Annotated in this window: 14 protein-coding genes and 1 tRNA gene; 6 read left to right on the top strand and 9 right to left on the bottom strand. The window is 45.2% G+C overall.

The window, feature by feature from the left end; translation table 11 throughout:
• Window positions 1–16 precede the first annotated feature (16 nt).
• The 4 genes from FEF09_RS10330 (at window position 17) to FEF09_RS10315 (ending at window position 4,314) form a co-directional block, all read left to right on the top strand.
• On the top strand, window positions 17–370 hold the full coding sequence (locus tag FEF09_RS10330; RefSeq protein WP_146305037.1) for a hypothetical protein: 354 nt from the start codon (window positions 17–19) through the stop codon (window positions 368–370).
• 63 nt (window positions 371–433) lie between these two features.
• Window positions 434–1,348 carry a ComEA family DNA-binding protein gene (locus FEF09_RS10325; RefSeq protein WP_146305036.1) on the top strand — a complete coding sequence of 305 codons (915 nt, stop codon included), beginning with the start codon at window positions 434–436 and terminating at the stop codon, window positions 1,346–1,348.
• On the top strand, window positions 1,345–2,484 hold the full coding sequence (locus FEF09_RS10320; RefSeq protein ID WP_146305035.1) for an acyl-CoA dehydrogenase family protein: 1,140 nt from the start codon (window positions 1,345–1,347) through the stop codon (window positions 2,482–2,484). Before FEF09_RS10325 ends, FEF09_RS10320 begins: the two co-directional genes overlap by 4 nt.
• A gap of 204 nt (window positions 2,485–2,688) precedes the next feature.
• Window positions 2,689–4,314 (top strand): NADP-dependent glyceraldehyde-3-phosphate dehydrogenase, encoded by a 1,626-nt coding sequence (locus FEF09_RS10315; RefSeq protein ID WP_146305034.1) that lies wholly within the window; start codon window positions 2,689–2,691, stop codon window positions 4,312–4,314.
• A gap of 415 nt (window positions 4,315–4,729) precedes the next feature.
• On the opposite strand, the gene FEF09_RS10310 is transcribed toward FEF09_RS10315, so the two are convergent.
• Window positions 4,730–4,939, bottom strand: coding sequence for a hypothetical protein (locus tag FEF09_RS10310; RefSeq protein ID WP_012788964.1), 210 nt, complete (start codon window positions 4,937–4,939; stop codon window positions 4,730–4,732).
• A gap of 86 nt (window positions 4,940–5,025) precedes the next feature.
• Here FEF09_RS10310 and FEF09_RS10305 point away from each other — a divergent pair, with 86 nt between their 5' ends.
• Window positions 5,026–5,376 carry a hypothetical protein gene (locus FEF09_RS10305; RefSeq protein ID WP_146305033.1) on the top strand — a complete coding sequence of 117 codons (351 nt, stop codon included), beginning with the start codon at window positions 5,026–5,028 and terminating at the stop codon, window positions 5,374–5,376.
• 158 nt (window positions 5,377–5,534) lie between these two features.
• Window positions 5,535–6,548: a hypothetical protein gene (locus FEF09_RS10300; protein WP_146305032.1), complete on the top strand. Its 1,014-nt coding sequence runs from the start codon at window positions 5,535–5,537 to the stop codon at window positions 6,546–6,548.
• Window positions 6,549–6,616: 68 nt separating this feature from the next.
• Here the strand turns inward: FEF09_RS10300 and clpX are convergent, their stop codons facing one another.
• From clpX to FEF09_RS10260, 8 genes are all read right to left on the bottom strand, one after another.
• On the bottom strand, window positions 6,617–7,852 hold the full coding sequence (gene clpX, locus FEF09_RS10295; protein ID WP_146305031.1) for an ATP-dependent Clp protease ATP-binding subunit ClpX: 1,236 nt from the start codon (window positions 7,850–7,852) through the stop codon (window positions 6,617–6,619).
• Between the two features lie 98 nt (window positions 7,853–7,950).
• Window positions 7,951–8,655 (bottom strand): ATP-dependent Clp endopeptidase proteolytic subunit ClpP, encoded by a 705-nt coding sequence (clpP, locus tag FEF09_RS10290; protein ID WP_012788968.1) that lies wholly within the window; start codon window positions 8,653–8,655, stop codon window positions 7,951–7,953.
• A complete protein-coding gene (locus FEF09_RS10285; protein ID WP_146305030.1) occupies window positions 8,645–10,021 on the bottom strand; it encodes a trigger factor in 1,377 nt (458 codons plus the stop codon). Before FEF09_RS10285 ends, clpP begins: the two co-directional genes overlap by 11 nt.
• A gap of 224 nt (window positions 10,022–10,245) precedes the next feature.
• Window positions 10,246–10,327: transfer RNA gene (locus FEF09_RS10280), tRNA-Leu, on the bottom strand.
• Between the two features lie 104 nt (window positions 10,328–10,431).
• The gene (locus FEF09_RS10275; RefSeq protein WP_146305029.1) at window positions 10,432–11,349 is read right to left on the bottom strand and encodes an arginase family protein; all 918 of its coding nucleotides are present in this window, start codon (window positions 11,347–11,349) and stop codon (window positions 10,432–10,434) included.
• A 90-nt stretch (window positions 11,350–11,439) separates the two neighbouring features.
• Window positions 11,440–12,645 carry an MFS transporter gene (locus tag FEF09_RS10270; RefSeq protein ID WP_186774277.1) on the bottom strand — a complete coding sequence of 402 codons (1,206 nt, stop codon included), beginning with the start codon at window positions 12,643–12,645 and terminating at the stop codon, window positions 11,440–11,442.
• A gap of 38 nt (window positions 12,646–12,683) precedes the next feature.
• Window positions 12,684–13,853 (bottom strand): M20 family metallopeptidase, encoded by a 1,170-nt coding sequence (locus FEF09_RS10265; RefSeq protein WP_146305027.1) that lies wholly within the window; start codon window positions 13,851–13,853, stop codon window positions 12,684–12,686.
• A 17-nt stretch (window positions 13,854–13,870) separates the two neighbouring features.
• The gene (locus FEF09_RS10260; protein WP_186774276.1) at window positions 13,871–14,875 is read right to left on the bottom strand and encodes a helix-turn-helix domain-containing protein; all 1,005 of its coding nucleotides are present in this window, start codon (window positions 14,873–14,875) and stop codon (window positions 13,871–13,873) included.
• Between the last annotated feature and the right edge of the window lie 37 nt (window positions 14,876–14,912).

Raw genomic sequence — 14,912 nt, 5'->3', positions numbered from 1 at the left:
TCAAAATTTTATCTATATGCGATCAGCTCCTTTTTTGTTATGCAGTGCCATCTTATGTCTGCTCTTCAGCGGATGTCGTAAAGATGACGATCAATATTATGAAGGCGTCGTTGTATATCAGTCCTGCACAACAACTGTTGTAGCAGTCACTAACCGCGACTATGGTGTCGCCTGGACCAACTGTCACAACGGAGCACGTTATGAACATGTTTTTGAAGCACACGTTGCCGGTACAGGCCATATTGGAGATGGGCTGCATCCGGGTGATAAAATCAGGTTTGAACTTGCGCCCAGAGAATCATTTGCATACTGTAAGGTAATGGACTGTACGCCTTCGCTGACAGCATCAATTATTCTCAGGAGAGTTTAACTTCGTATTAACCAATTCCGGCTGTTTATACGATAACTTGCCCTGCTTTAAAATCGTTAACCCATGAAGCAGGCGTTATGGAAGGCGTATTGCAGCTTTTCCGCGAAAGAACGGCAAGGAATTTTATTACTGTTATTAGTAACAGGTATCTGTGCAGTAACACCTGCTTTATGGGAGTATTGTGTGCCACCGGCGGCTCTGAATACAGACAGCACTTGGCTGGCTGAAGTCAGGGCATTCCGTTCGTCCCTGTCAGTGACTACTGTTGCCAGTAGTGATAGTGTAAGACATTACCAGTATTTTGATCCAAATACCATTGATGCGGCTGGATGGGCTGTAATGGGAGTGCCTGAGCGGACGATCCGGACGATAGCACGCTATCGTGAAAAAGGAGGACGGTTTCGCCGTAAAGAAGATCTGCTACGGATCTATGGATTATCGCCTGTACTTGCCAATGCTTTGTTGCCATATGTGCGTATTGCATCCGCAGCAGTAAGAAAAGATTCCGGATATCCATCAGGGCCTTCATTGAGAACGGGTTTGCCCTATAAAGGGGCAAAGCGCACTCCTGATCTGGATATTAACACCGCTGATTCAATGTTATGGGAAGCACTTCCCGGTATAGGGCCGGTGCTGGCAGCGCGCATTGTGAAATTCAGGGATAAGCTGGGCGGATTCTATGCTGTTGCGCAAATAGCTGAGACTTTCGGATTGCCGGACAGTACATTTAATAAAATTCAACCGTATTTGAAAATGTCTACGGTTTCACTAAAAAAACTGGACCTCAATCAGACGGATGAAAAATCTTTGGCCCAACATCCATATATCCGCTATAAACTGGCGCGGTTAATCATACTGTATCGCAGTAACCACGGGGCTTTCAGGCGACCGGAAGACCTTCTTGGCATACCATTGGTAGATGATAGTATTTATCGTAAAATTGAACATTACATCAAAACAGAAAATTCCCCATTATGAACTTTGAGCCCACTGAAATGCAGCAGCAGATTACACAGGTGATTCGCGATTTTGGAAAGACACATATGCAGCCCTATATCCTTGAATGGGATGAGAATCAATCTTTTCCTGTAGAGTTATTCAAACAGTTGGGAGAACTGGGGTTGATGGGCGTACTTGTGCCCGAAAAATATGGTGGCAGTGGTCTGGGATATCTGGAATATGTCACCGTCATCAGTGAAATAGCAAAGATCTGTGGCGCTATCGGATTAAGTGTAGCCGCACATAACTCACTTTGTACCGGCCATATTCTACAATTCGGATCAGAAGAGCAGAAACAACGTTATCTGCCTAAGCTGGCCAGTGCTGAATGGATAGGCGCCTGGGGCCTGACAGAGCCTAATACCGGTTCTGATGCTATGAATATGAAATGCGTAGCACGTAAGGAAGGAGATGAGTGGGTGCTCAACGGTACCAAATGCTGGATCACACATGGCAAAAGCGGAGATGTTGCCGTTGTGATCGCGAGAACCGGAGATGTCAGAGATAGCCACGGCATGAGTGCTTTTGTGGTAGAAAGAGGAACACCGGGTTTCAGTGGTGGCAAAAAGGAAAATAAGCTGGGGATGCGGGCTTCTGAAACCGCAGAAATGATATTTGACAATTGTCGTATCCCGGCCGCGAATATGCTGGGTAACGAAGGTGATGGCTTTATCCAGTCTATGAAAGTATTGGATGGCGGTCGTATCTCTATCGCTGCGCTTTCTCTCGGTATCGCAAAAGGCGCTTATGAAGCCGCTTTGAAATATGCACAGGAAAGACATCAGTTCGATAAACCAATTGCCAGTTTTCAAGGTATCTCTTTTAAACTGGCGGATATGGCAACAGAGATCATGGCTGCCGAATTACTGACCATGCAGGCGGCTGATGGTAAAACGAGAGGCGCGAAGGTGACCCAGCATGCTGCTATGGCAAAATATTATGCCTCTGAGGTAGCTGTGAAAGCAGCAAATGATGCGGTACAGATCTTTGGTGGATATGGTTATACAAAAGATTTCCCTGTAGAGAAATTCTATCGGGATGCGAAGTTGTGTACAATAGGAGAGGGCACTTCTGAAATACAGAAACTGGTGATTGCCCGTGAAGCATTAAAATAATATTAACAGATTCGTATAAGTGGTCACACCGTCGGGGAGTCTCCCGGCGGTTTTTTTATGTATTTACAGGCTTGTTTTAGTGTCTATGTACTGTTATTTCTTGTATGAAAGAAAGAAATAGTTATCAATTTCAAAGACTGGCGCTCAGGGACTATACTCTCTTCCCACCTTTTCTTATCTTCATCTGACTAAATTAACTATGTCATGAGCTTTGAAGAACAACTACACCAAATGTTCCCTACAGCTGACGCAATTCCTGCCGAATACAGGCTGGAGAAAGAAGTACATCAGCGGGAATACCTTTCAGGTGGTGAAATGAAACCATGGAATGGCGATGTGCATACAGTGTTATCTCCCATCTGTATTCAGACAGCAAACGGACTGGAGAGAAAAGTGATTGGATCCTATCCTTTATGCGGCCCTGAAGAGGCGATGGCTGCATTGGATGCAGCAGTACTCGCTTATAATGACGGCCGTGGTGAATGGCCTACAATGCCGGTTCCTGAGCGTATTGCCTGCATGGAGAAATTCACGGGCAAGATGATTGAAAAGAAGCCGGAGATCGTTCAGCTCATCATGTGGGAAATCGGTAAATCTTATGCCGACTCCGTTAAAGAGTTTGACCGTACTATAGAATATATCAACACTACCATAGATGCCCTCAAAGATCTGGATCGCAATTCCAGCCGTTTTGAAATTGAGCAGGGTATTATCGCCCAGATCAGGCGTTCTCCACTAGGAGTAGTGCTTTGTATGGGACCGTTCAACTACCCGCTGAATGAAACCTTTACAACACTGATCCCCGCGCTGATCATGGGTAATACAATATTGTTCAAACCTCCGAAACACGGTACTTTATTACATTATCCGTTGCTGGAAGCTTTTGCAGGCTGTTTCCCGAAAGGAGTGGTGAATACGATCTATGGTCGTGGTAATGTGATTATCGGTCCGTTAATGGAAACTGGTAAGATCAATGTACTGACGCTGATCGGTAGCAGCAGAGTTGCTAACCAGCTGAAGAAAATGCATCCGAAAGTTAACCGCCTGAGAGCAATCCTCGGACTGGATGCTAAAAATGCCGCGATTATCTCTGATAAGGCAGATCTTGATCTTGCTGTACAGGAAACGGTGCTGGGGTCATTATCATTTAACGGACAGCGTTGTACAGCCCTGAAGATCGTATTTGTACACAGCAAAGTGGCAGATGTGTTCCTGCAGAAGCTGAGTGCCGCTATCAGTCAGCTGAAGGTGGGTATGCCGTGGGAGAAAGGCGTTTTCCTGACTCCATTGCCTGAACCACAGAAACCGGCATATCTGAAGGAATGTATTGACGACGCAATTGCCAATGGTGCAAAAATCGTTAATGAAAATGGAGGTGCTTCCTATGAATCATTCGTGTACCCGGCGGTGTTATATCCGGTAAACAATAAAATGAAATTATACAGAGAAGAACAGTTTGGTCCGGTGATTCCGGTATTACCATTTGACGATATCGAAACACCGATCGAATATCTGATTGAATCTGATCACGGTCAACAGGTAAGTCTATTCTCCAATGATGCAGACGAACTGGCGTCGCTGATAGACCCGCTGGTAAATCAGGTTAGCCGTGTTAATATTAACTGTCAGTGTCAACGTGGGCCTGACGTATATCCGTTCACAGGACGTAAGGATTCTGCGGAGGGTACATTGAGTGTACCAGATGCTTTGCGTGCATTTTCGATTCGTTCAATGGTTGCCACTAAACAATCAGAAATGAATAAAAATTTGCTCAATCGCATCGTAAATGATCAGACTTCAAACTTTTTATCAACAAAATATATATTCTGATCAAAATATTATTAGTGGGTAAAATACTTGTTACGACACTATGCAATAGTTGGTTAACTATATTTTAAAATTATAATGTGAAGATTATTGTTATCTTTTTTTGCAAAAAAATGACTGTTAGTGGCTTAGGGTGATGGAATTGTGGATTAAGAACGTTAAATTTGGGTTAATTCATCACTCTTTACCATTTATCAACCTTCAACAAAAAGAAAGACAATCGAAACATTTTTACGCAACCCACAAGAAAAGCATCCGCTTCCACAAAGCGGATGTTTTTTTGTCCTGCGAAGAGTGTATAAACGATCGCTCTAACTGTTAGTAAGTCCCGGGTATGTGATCGACTACCGGACGAAAAGGAAAAAGGCCGATCTGTCTCAGACAGATCGGCCTTTTATTATCCTTTTACCTGGTTTACTTAGTGCTCCAGGAAATCATTTTCTTTACTTTCATCGGTTGTGCCGCTGGTGCCTGCTCTTTTTTCAATATCGGCAAACCATTTTTCAACTGTACCGGACAGGAATACGGGCACTTTCCCCCTTACATACTCTTTCAGTATTTCGAAAGTTTTCACTGCCTGCTCATTGGAGAGTCCGGCTTTTTCTTGAAGTTCTTTTAAGAGGTCCATATCGTATTGCTTTGAGTTTAAAGGTAGGAGAAAATGCAGTAAGTATGAATTATATTCTATTTTTGCCGGAGCAATCCCCTATACCTATGAGCAGAATACCTGTTGGAATCCGTCATTTTACAAGACGAGCCCTATCCAAAGAAGAGGCAGGATGCATTGATGCAATACCTTGTGCGTTGCAGCTTGAATATATCCAGTATTATTTTCACATTTGTCAGATACCGGTGATACCCACACAGGCCGGCTGGTATGCACGTACTAAAGAGAATGCCATTGAGAAATTGCCGGAAGATATAGCTGCGCAACTGACTGCTATCTATCATCCCCGTGTTTCTCTTTGGGCCTGTCTGGGTCCATTGATGCTGATAACGGTAGTGGCTCTGGTGTTCCTTGCAAAAGGATTGGCAGCGTACTACACAGAGACGAATATCTTATGACGCATTACTCCGGACTTGTCAGGTATAAGCCTCATTATTTTGCAGGAAGAAAGGTAGATCCTGCCGTATTAACTGTATACGTTACTCCGGATATTGTCAGCTTTGAATACATACAATGCAATCCATTATCATGAAATCCTGATTATAAGACCATACTTATGTTATTTATTTTTGGCACCAATTCCTATGTCCGGAAAACAATCTATCCTTCCGAATTGAAGATGGAGGTACCGGCTGATATCAGCTGCTTTGAATACGTGCAGCATTATCTGCATCTCTTTTTCCTTCCTGTCATGCCGGTTGACGCCGCATGGATTGCGCGCAGCAAGGAAAACAAGCGGAAGGCTTATAAAGTCAATCAATTGCATGAAGAAGCACTTTGGAAGCTATATGAGCCCCGCGTACCGCTTATATGTTTCCTGTTACCGGGATTGTTGTTAATTGGTTTGCTTGGCTTCTTTGGTACCAATATCATCAGGACAGAGACAGAAAGCTTTAGTGGTAACAGTGAGCAGATAGATTGGGATAATACGGCTTCAATCAGGGAACAACTTAATCATGCTGTGGTGAATGACTATCTCAGGTTCGGTAAAAAGGTCTTTGGTGAGCGGGACCGGCCGATATATGCAAAAGTGTTAGCCGTGAAAGATTCTGCCTTGTTATTACAGGTAGCAGATACGGCAAACGGGCAGATATATCATGGCGACAAGTTGTTTGAATTATTCGATGATTATATGCCTGTTATTAAGCCCGAATGGGTCAGGATTGATATGCTTAGAGGAATTACCTTACGTGGCCGGGAAATGACCTTATTTGGGGTGAAAAACCTATCTCTCAAAGAGGTAGGACATATAGAAGACAAGCGGAGTTTTGGTGTGCGTAAAGTGAACAGCTACGGTGAGCAGGACGAATTAGTGATGGAACATACAGGAAAGAACGTGCGTATTACGTCTATAGAGAATCTGGAAGGGAAGATAGCGCCTGCTGATAAGACGATGCATGCCCCCTATGAATTACCCACACTGTTTTCATTGAAATATCATATTCATAACACAGACAGCACCGCGAAATTTAAAGTGACATTGATAGATATGAAAGGGCGCTACTCCTACTATACCGTCTCGGTAAGAAGTGAAGAAGCGCAACTGATGATTATGCGGGATAGCTTGTAGAAAAGAAAAGGCGTTCGTTATTACGAACGCCTTTTTTATTTCCCTGTAGTATTAGTATAGTAAGTTTATTAAGCGACTTTCAGCTGTACGAGGGTGGATTTATCCAGTCTTTCTTCTGCATAAGCTCTTGTCAGTACGAAAGTGCTTTCATTAGAAGAAGGAAGGTTAAACATAGCGTCACTCAGTACCACTTCACAGATGGAGCGGAGACCACGTGCGCCGAGTTTATATTCCATCGCTTTTTCAACGATGTAATCCACTGCTTTATCTTCGATCACCAGTTCAATACCTTCTACTTTGAACAGTTTCTTGTATTGTTTCACCAGTGCATTTTTCGGCTCGGTCAGGATAGCTTTCAGCGCTTCATGATCGAGTGAGTTCAGGTAAGTCACAACCGGCAGACGACCCAGTAGTTCAGGGATCAGACCGAAGGCCTTGAGGTCCTGTGAGTTAACGTAGCGAAGGATGTGTTTTTTGTTCTCTTCTTCTCTGTCGGTATTAACAGTGAAGCCGATACTGTGTGTCTGCACTCTGCGGCTGATGATCTTGTCAACGCCATCGAATGCACCACCGCATATAAACAGGATATTCTGTGTATTCACCTTGATGAGCTTCTGCTCAGGATGCTTACGACCGCCCTGTGGAGGTACGAGTGCCTCGGTACCTTCAAGCAGTTTGAGGAGACCCTGTTGTACACCTTCGCCACTTACGTCGCGGGTGATGGAAGGGTTATCGCTTTTACGTGCGATCTTATCGATCTCATCGATATAAACGATACCGCGTTCAGCGGCTTCTACATCGTAGTTACATACCTGCAGAAGGCGGGTAAGGATGCTTTCTACGTCTTCACCTACATAACCTGCTTCCGTGAATACGGTTGCATCTACGATAGTGAAAGGTACATTAAGCAGACGGGCGATAGATTTTGCCAGCAGGGTTTTACCTGTACCGGTTTCTCCGACCATGATGATATTGGATTTCTCTATCTCCACATCATCATCACCAACTTGTTGGTTAAGACGTTTGTAGTGGTTATAAACGGCAACGGCCAGTATTTTTTTCGCGTCGTCCTGTCCAATTACATATTCATCCAGGAATTTCTTGATCTCTACCGGCTTCGCCACTTTAGGAACAAAGTGGGAAGGCGCTTTCTTGCCTTGTTGCTGAAACAGCTCCTGTTCTATGATTTCCTGCGCGTTTGCCACACAGTTCTCACAGATATGACCTTCAGCACCAGCAATCAGTATCTGCACTTCATCTTTTGAACGGTTGCAAAATGAGCAACGGATTTTGGACTCTTTCATAGCTTACAAAGGTACGTTAAAAGGGGAATTTAGATAAAAAAAAGGGTGCTGAAAAGTTATTTTCGCACCCTTTTACATTTAGCTTTTTCCGTAATCTATTATTGCGGAGTGTTGTTTTCCTGCTGTTTTCTTGGATTTCTGGTGAGTACGTCATCGATGATGCCGTATTCTTTTGCTTCATCAGCAGTCATCCAATAGTCACGATCTGAGTCTTTCTCCACTTTCTTCACTGGCTGACCGCAATGGGTAGCAATGATCTCGTTCAGCTCTTTTTTCAGCTTAACGAACTCACGTGCAGTGATTTCGATGTCGGAAGTCTGACCTTCTGCACCACCATGAGGCTGGTGAATCATAACCCTGGCGTGTTTCAGTGCAGTACGCTTACCTTTTGTACCAGCTACCAGCAGTACAGCGCCGAAAGAAGCGGCCATACCAGTACAGATAGTTGCTACATCAGGAGCGATGATCTGCATCGTGTCATATATACCTAAACCTGCATAAACGCTACCGCCGGGGCTGTTGATATACATCTGTATATCACGGGTACGGTCAGTAGACTCCAGGAACAGTAACTGAGCAGTAATGATATTTGCTACGTAGTCATTTACAGGGTCTCCCATGAAAATGATACGGTCCATCATCAAACGGGAAAACACGTCCATGATTGCCATATTCATCGGGCGCTCCTCGATGATGTTTGGCGTCAGGGCATTGATCTGATGACGGGTATAGCTATCTACTACCAGGCTGCTGATCCCTCTATGCTGGATGGCATATTTCCTGAATTCGTTATTAATGTTCATGATGGTGATGTTTATTAGGTAATTTAGCAAATTCTTCGGCTGTTACTTCCTCATCCTTCACATTTACCTTATTTTCTGCCCAATCAAACAATTTCTGGGTCACCATTTCGCGGTAAGTCTGGTCCACGAATTTCTCATCCTGCAGCAGACGTTCCATGTAGCTGTCCAGCCAGTCAGCACCATCGGTAGCAGCAGCGCCACCAAAATAGCCCATAACTTTCTGTTTAGCAGCTTCTTTCACCTCGTCGAAAGAAACGTCCAGCTGATTTTCGCGGATCAGTTTATCACTGATGAGTGTCCAGCGTAACTGATGATCAAAACCTGGATATTCTTTGTCAGCTTCTTCAGCGGTTTTTGGTTTTTCACCGCCAGTCTGCAGCCAACGTTTCAGAAAATCCTTAGGCAGCTCAATAGGCGTCTCGTGAACCAGCACTTCGAACAGGTCGTTGTGCAGGCGGTTGCGGCTTTCGGCATCCCAAGATTTTTCTATTTCTGATTGCAGTTTTTCGCGGAAAGCTTCTTCAGTGGTGATTTCTTCAGCATTGAATACTTCCTTGAAAAACGCCTCGTTCAGTTCTCTTTTCTCTATTAATTCTACCTTGGTAATAGTCAGTTTGTAGTATTTCGCAGAGATATCTTCGTGCAGACCCAGTACTTCGTGCTGGAACCACACCAGTTTATCTGCATCGATCGCAGCAGAAGTCAGCACTACAATGCTGTCATCTTTTTTCTTACCCTGCAGTTCTTTCTGAGTAGCAGCAGAGAAATTCTTTACAAGGAAAGAAACTTCTTTCTGCAGACCACCCTCTACAGGAGTACCCTGAGCGTCTGTTTCAACAACATTCAGGCCGAGTACGTTATTTTCAGAAGAAATAGCTTCAACTTCTTCAGATTTACCACCTCTTAACTGCAGGCGCTCAATCTCTTCGTTCAGCATTTCTGGAGTAGCTTTGATTTTGTAACGGGTCAGGGTAGTCTTTCCGGACTCAAGTGGAGTCACTTCGAAAGTTGGTTTCAGACCGATTTCGAAATCGAAGTTGTATTCAGATGGGCTATTGATATCGAAATTTCTCGCTTCTTTATCCAGGGACAGTGGTTGTGCAAATATTTCCACCTTCTCGTTCTGGATATATCCCATCAACTCTTTTTCCACGGTTTTCAGTACTTCATCCGCGAAAATGGCCTGACCATGCATCTTTTTTACCATGCCTACAGGTACCATTCCTTTACGGAATCCTGGTATATTGGCGGTTTTGCTGAGTTGCTTTACTGCTTTGTCAAAATTGGGAAGATAATCTTCCTGGCTCACTTTCACAGTGATCTTATCATTCAATAAACCGATGTTTTCTCTGGTAACGGTTGCCATAATAGTTTAAATGTTCTTGTATGAAGCAATAATAATTCCTTGTTTGTATTTTCTGCCATGAAGTCACAAAGGCACGAAGGAATGGCAGCTATGTGGGAGTTACTTGGTGACTTAGCGCCTTAATGGCAATTTTCAGAAGCCGGTTGCCGGATAAAAAAAACGCTTAATGCTGAGGCAGTCTCTGCGTTAAGCGGTCAGCATCTTGCATTAAGCGTCAAAAAAAGTGCGGGTGATAGGACTCGAACCTACATGCCGTGAAGCACCAGATCCTAAGTCTGGCGTGTCTACCAATTTCACCACACCCGCATTTAAATATTTGTAAGAACTATTTTCCCGTACAGAAATACTGGGAAAAGGACTGCGAAGGTATGTTTTTTTATGAATAAAAAAAATCAGACCCAACAGATTTTTTAACTGACTGTCAGTCCTTCCACTACGGGTCTTAACAGATGGGCCAGCCGCTCTGAAAAAGTACGTGTGTAACGATTGTCGGGGTCAAGGGTAGGATCCAGAATCGTAATATGCATTCCCTTGAAATACCCTGAGTTAACTAAAGGGATCAGGGTTTCCTCTAATTCGAGGTAGGAGAGACCGCCTTCCTCCGGACTATCAACACAGGGCATGATCTCATTATCCAATATGTCCACATCGAGGTGGATCCAGAATCCGTCCAGTCCTGCATGTCCTATCATCGTCAGGAATTCAGCCGTTATGGCATGTATCCCCCGCTCCCGGATAGATGGCAGGTCATAATAATGGACCTGACTGTCCCGGATGATCCGAACGTATTCTTCGTCCAGCTCCCGGTTCCCATAAGAATAGATGTGTTGCTCCATTATATATGGACGCAGCGAGTGAATATCACAAAGTTTAGGATGCCCGTTGCCGGAAACGATCGCCAGCCCCATACCTGCCGCTCCGGCAGTGCCGGAATGAAAAGGCAGCATATAGTCATGGTGCCCGTCCATGGAAAATAGTCCGTAGCTGCCTCCGCTACATTTCAGTCCGAGGGCAGTTCCTATCAGGATGCTACAATCGCCTCCGATAACGATAGGAATAATATCCTTTTGGACGGCTTCGCAGACTCTCTCCGCCAGCAACTGACTATAGGCGCAGATAGCATCCGCATTCCGGATCTGGCTGTCAGGGTCGATGTCCATAGTATATGGTGGAGCTGGAATATTGATAACATGATTAATGCCGGCTTCCCGGGCAAAGCCATTCCGGCGCAAAGCCTCCGGAAGAAAACGTACACCGGGTTCCACTCCCGGACGCGGTTCTTTCAAGCCCAGGTTAGATGGGGCCTCAATGATCATGAAATTACGCATTGGTAGACGGTTTTGTGTCGTTAACGTGGGTTATACAGTTGTCTACCGAAGTTAAGTGCTTTCATGCAAAGGCTGGACGCAGTGGCCGCTTTAAATTTTTTGCAACGCCATTTCTACTGCCGCGTCGCGGGCAGCTTTTGCTTTATTTCTGAAGAAAAGCAGGATATTGACTGTAATGATGGCACTGCAACCCAGACATACCGCCGGCCAGTGGCCGATATTCCAGAGGAAAAGTCCCATTGCTGAGCCGGTTGCGCCCCCGATGAAAGTAGAAGTCATGAACACCGTATTGAAACGGTTTCTGGCTTCCGGCATGATGGAATATATAATTGTCTGATTGGTGACCTGTACTGCCTGATGGCCTACGTCAAGAATAATAATGCCTGCCAGCAGCAGGAAAATACTGCTACCGGTAAAGTAAAAGCCAATAAAGCTTAATAACTCACATACCAGTCCTATTATAATATTGTTACGTGGATCGCGGCCGTCACTGATCTTTCCGACCAGTGGGGCAGCCAGTGCTCCCGCGGCTCCTGCAAGTCCGAACAACCCAATTTCAAAGCTCTTATATCCGAAAGGGGCGGCAGAGAGGAATAATACCATGGTCACCCAGAAGGCACTCAGTACAGCAAAGGAAAGCGCATTGGTGACAGCGGCCTGTCTTAACAGCGGTTGTGTCATCGCATAATGGGCGACAGATTTCATCAGCTGACCATAGTTACCATTGAAGGATGGCCTGCTCACAGGAAAACGGAGGCGCATCAATACCATGAGTATGGCACAAACGGCAGCTGCAATGTAATACATGGCTCGCCAGCCGTATAATGATCCTATTGCACCACTAAGACTGCGGGACGCTAATATGCCGACCAGCAAACCAGCCATTATGGCGCCGATCGTACTGCCACGTTTATGGTCTGCTGCCAGGGTGGCTCCCAATGGGAGGATAAGCTGTGGTATGATACTACATACGCCAATCAATACGCTGGCTATCTGTAAAATGATAAAGTTTTGTGCGGTGGCCGCCATCAGCAGGGCGACAATAGCAGCACCTGTACCGAAGAGTATCTGTTTGCGACGTTCGAGGATGTCTCCCAGAGGTACCAATAATAAAAGTCCCATAGCATATCCGATCTGTGTCAGATAGGTGACCCTTCCTGCTATGCTTTCATGTAATCCCCATTCTTTTGCCATTAATACAATCAGTGGCTGGCAATAATAGATGTTAGCAACGATCAATCCTGCGCAGGCCGCCATGAATGCTGTATCTCCCTTTCCTAGGTGTTTCTGTTCCATTCCCTGAGATTTCTGATAAAGCCGCAAAGTTACGACAATTACCGGAAGCCCTCCAGAAGAGCGACAGCCCCTTTTGCAAGAAAAGATGATCCGAAAGGAATGCAGGCCTCATTAAATATAACTTTCGGATGGTGCAGATAATAGTCTGGAGAAGCAGGATCCTGCGCGCCTAATAAATAAAACATAGAGGGGACCTTACGGGAATAATAACAGAAATCTTCCCCTGCAAGCAAAGGCACCTTTTCCAATGTATTGGTCTGGCCAAATACGTCAGTCAGGCTGCCCTGAAGCTGATGGTGTACATCTTTATTATTGAGTACACTGGGTATCGTGAAGTAAAGATCAAATATGATCTCTGTCTGATGAATCAGTTTTAAACCGTCAATCACCTGCTGCAGATGTGTAACTACACCTTCATAAATATCCAGATTCAGGGCACGGATAGTTCCTTCGAGCACGACCTTATCTGCAATCACATTGGGGGCGACACCTCCATTGATCTTGGTAAATGACAGTACGGCGGTTTCCATCGGAGGGGTCTGTCTGGATACAATAGCCTGAGCGGACTGTACCAGTTGCGACGCGATTAATACTGCGTCTATTCCCAGCTGTGGTGAAGCACCGGCATGCGCGGCTTTTCCTCTTACCTCAATAGTAAAAAAGCCGGTGCAAGCGAGGGCGGGCCCGAGTGCATAGGATATTTGTCCGACAGGTAGTGAAGGATCTACATGTAATCCAAGTGCTGCCTGTACATCATCCAGATGACCGGCTTCCACAAATTTTCTGGCGCCACTTTTCTTTTCCGGATCATTGGCCGGTCCTTCTTCGGATGGCTGGAACAGGAATTTAACGGAGCCGCGGAAGTCTGTCTCTTTCAACAAGGCAGCTGCACCAATCAGCATGGTAGTATGGATGTCATGTCCGCAGGCATGCATTTTTCCACTTACTGCAGAAGAGAACGGCAATCCGGTCTCTTCCTGCATTGGAAGTGCGTCCATATCTGCACGGATAGCTACACAAGGACCTTGTCCGCGTGTCAGTGTGGCAATAACGCCTGTGCCGGCAACATTTGAGAGATAATCTATTCCCAGTCTGTCTAATTCCTGTTTTACAAGGCGGGATGTGTTTTCTTCTTCGTACCCTAATTCAGGTTGTGTATGAATCTGTCTCCTGATCTGAATAAGCCTGTCCGTTAGTTGTGCGTCCATCTATGCAGCATTTTCCGTCAAGTTAAGTGGTTTTTCCGAAATTCTCTCGGAGAACAACGATAACGCTTGCGGAATACGGCGGTGAAGTAATTAGGGCCCCGATAGCCGCTGCTGATACTTATTTCTTTAATGCTGAGGGATGTCTGGGCCAGCAGCGAAGCTGCTTTTTTCATGCGCAGGTGCTCGATGTATCCTCTTGGAGATACGCTGAGCAGTTCTTTAAATGCTCTTTCAAAGGTATTAATATGCATACCAGCTTGCTTGCTCAATTCTGCGATGCTGAGATGATGATGATAATGCTCCTGAATATATACACAGATCTGTCGTAATTTTTGCGCCTGATCGCTGTTTTGCAGATATTTAGGCGTAAGGGCATTGAAGTAAAGTGTCAGTAATTCATGGAGTCTCGTATCAATATATGGCTTCAGTGTTTCTGTTGCAGCTGGCGACTGTCGCATTTCCAGCAATACTTTCAGATCAGAAACTTCCATACGGATAGCAGGTAACATAGATGCCCGGCGGGCCTGCCGCTGTTGCAGCTGAAAGATTTCTTCAAAAGACGGATGATGGGCAATGAATTGCCGCAGGAAAGCAGGAGAGAAAGAGATACATATCATTTCATAATAACCGGGTCGCAGATCCGCTGTGTTGTCGGAGTGATCGGGAATGTAATAGATACCAAATTCCTTTTCGATCAGCATTAGTTTCCCCTTTCCCTGCAGGCGACAGGAAATATTACCCTGCAGAATGCAATACATCGCAAGCATTGGTTGTGCAACAGAGGGACGCAGTCTTACTTTTTCTTTAACGAAGCAGTGCTGCCAGCTGATAACCCAGTCGGGTCCGCTGATCTGTTGTGTGATGTAACTGCCAAATGGGCCTTCTGAATACGTTGTTTCCGTGGCTTGTGCGATCCGGTATTGCTGATATCTTTCCGGCAGGCTCTCTGATGTCCGGACATGTGGCTGCATCGCTTCAGGGATCCCGAAATGCAGCGCCGGGGGATATAAGCTGGAGGTCATGTTCAGGCATTTAACCGGTGACTGTAATAAATTCTGG

Origin of the sequence: Chitinophaga pinensis (genome assembly GCF_007896845.1) — a bacterium.
In the GTDB taxonomy this organism is placed as follows: Bacteria; Bacteroidota; Bacteroidia; order Chitinophagales; family Chitinophagaceae; genus Chitinophaga; species Chitinophaga pinensis_C.
This window is presented reverse-complemented; position numbering and strand designations above follow the sequence as displayed.

What these genes read in the sequence shown, in the direction of transcription:
- FEF09_RS10330 (WP_146305037.1), top strand. Translation starts at nt 17, where the DNA reads ATGCGATCAGCTCCTTTTTTGTTATGCAGTGCCATCTTATGTCTGCTC.
- FEF09_RS10325 (WP_146305036.1), top strand. Translation starts at nt 434, where the DNA reads ATGAAGCAGGCGTTATGGAAGGCGTATTGCAGCTTTTCCGCGAAAGAA.
- FEF09_RS10320 (WP_146305035.1), top strand. Translation starts at nt 1,345, where the DNA reads ATGAACTTTGAGCCCACTGAAATGCAGCAGCAGATTACACAGGTGATT.
- FEF09_RS10315 (WP_146305034.1), top strand. Translation starts at nt 2,689, where the DNA reads ATGAGCTTTGAAGAACAACTACACCAAATGTTCCCTACAGCTGACGCA.
- FEF09_RS10310 (WP_012788964.1), bottom strand. Translation starts at nt 4,939, where the DNA reads ATGGACCTCTTAAAAGAACTTCAAGAAAAAGCCGGACTCTCCAATGAG.
- FEF09_RS10305 (WP_146305033.1), top strand. Translation starts at nt 5,026, where the DNA reads ATGAGCAGAATACCTGTTGGAATCCGTCATTTTACAAGACGAGCCCTA.
- FEF09_RS10300 (WP_146305032.1), top strand. Translation starts at nt 5,535, where the DNA reads ATGTTATTTATTTTTGGCACCAATTCCTATGTCCGGAAAACAATCTAT.
- clpX (WP_146305031.1), bottom strand. Translation starts at nt 7,852, where the DNA reads ATGAAAGAGTCCAAAATCCGTTGCTCATTTTGCAACCGTTCAAAAGAT.
- clpP (WP_012788968.1), bottom strand. Translation starts at nt 8,655, where the DNA reads ATGAACATTAATAACGAATTCAGGAAATATGCCATCCAGCATAGAGGG.
- FEF09_RS10285 (WP_146305030.1), bottom strand. Translation starts at nt 10,021, where the DNA reads ATGGCAACCGTTACCAGAGAAAACATCGGTTTATTGAATGATAAGATC.
- FEF09_RS10275 (WP_146305029.1), bottom strand. Translation starts at nt 11,349, where the DNA reads ATGCGTAATTTCATGATCATTGAGGCCCCATCTAACCTGGGCTTGAAA.
- FEF09_RS10270 (WP_186774277.1), bottom strand. Translation starts at nt 12,645, where the DNA reads ATGGAACAGAAACACCTAGGAAAGGGAGATACAGCATTCATGGCGGCC.
- FEF09_RS10265 (WP_146305027.1), bottom strand. Translation starts at nt 13,853, where the DNA reads ATGGACGCACAACTAACGGACAGGCTTATTCAGATCAGGAGACAGATT.
- FEF09_RS10260 (WP_186774276.1), bottom strand. Translation starts at nt 14,875, where the DNA reads ATGACCTCCAGCTTATATCCCCCGGCGCTGCATTTCGGGATCCCTGAA.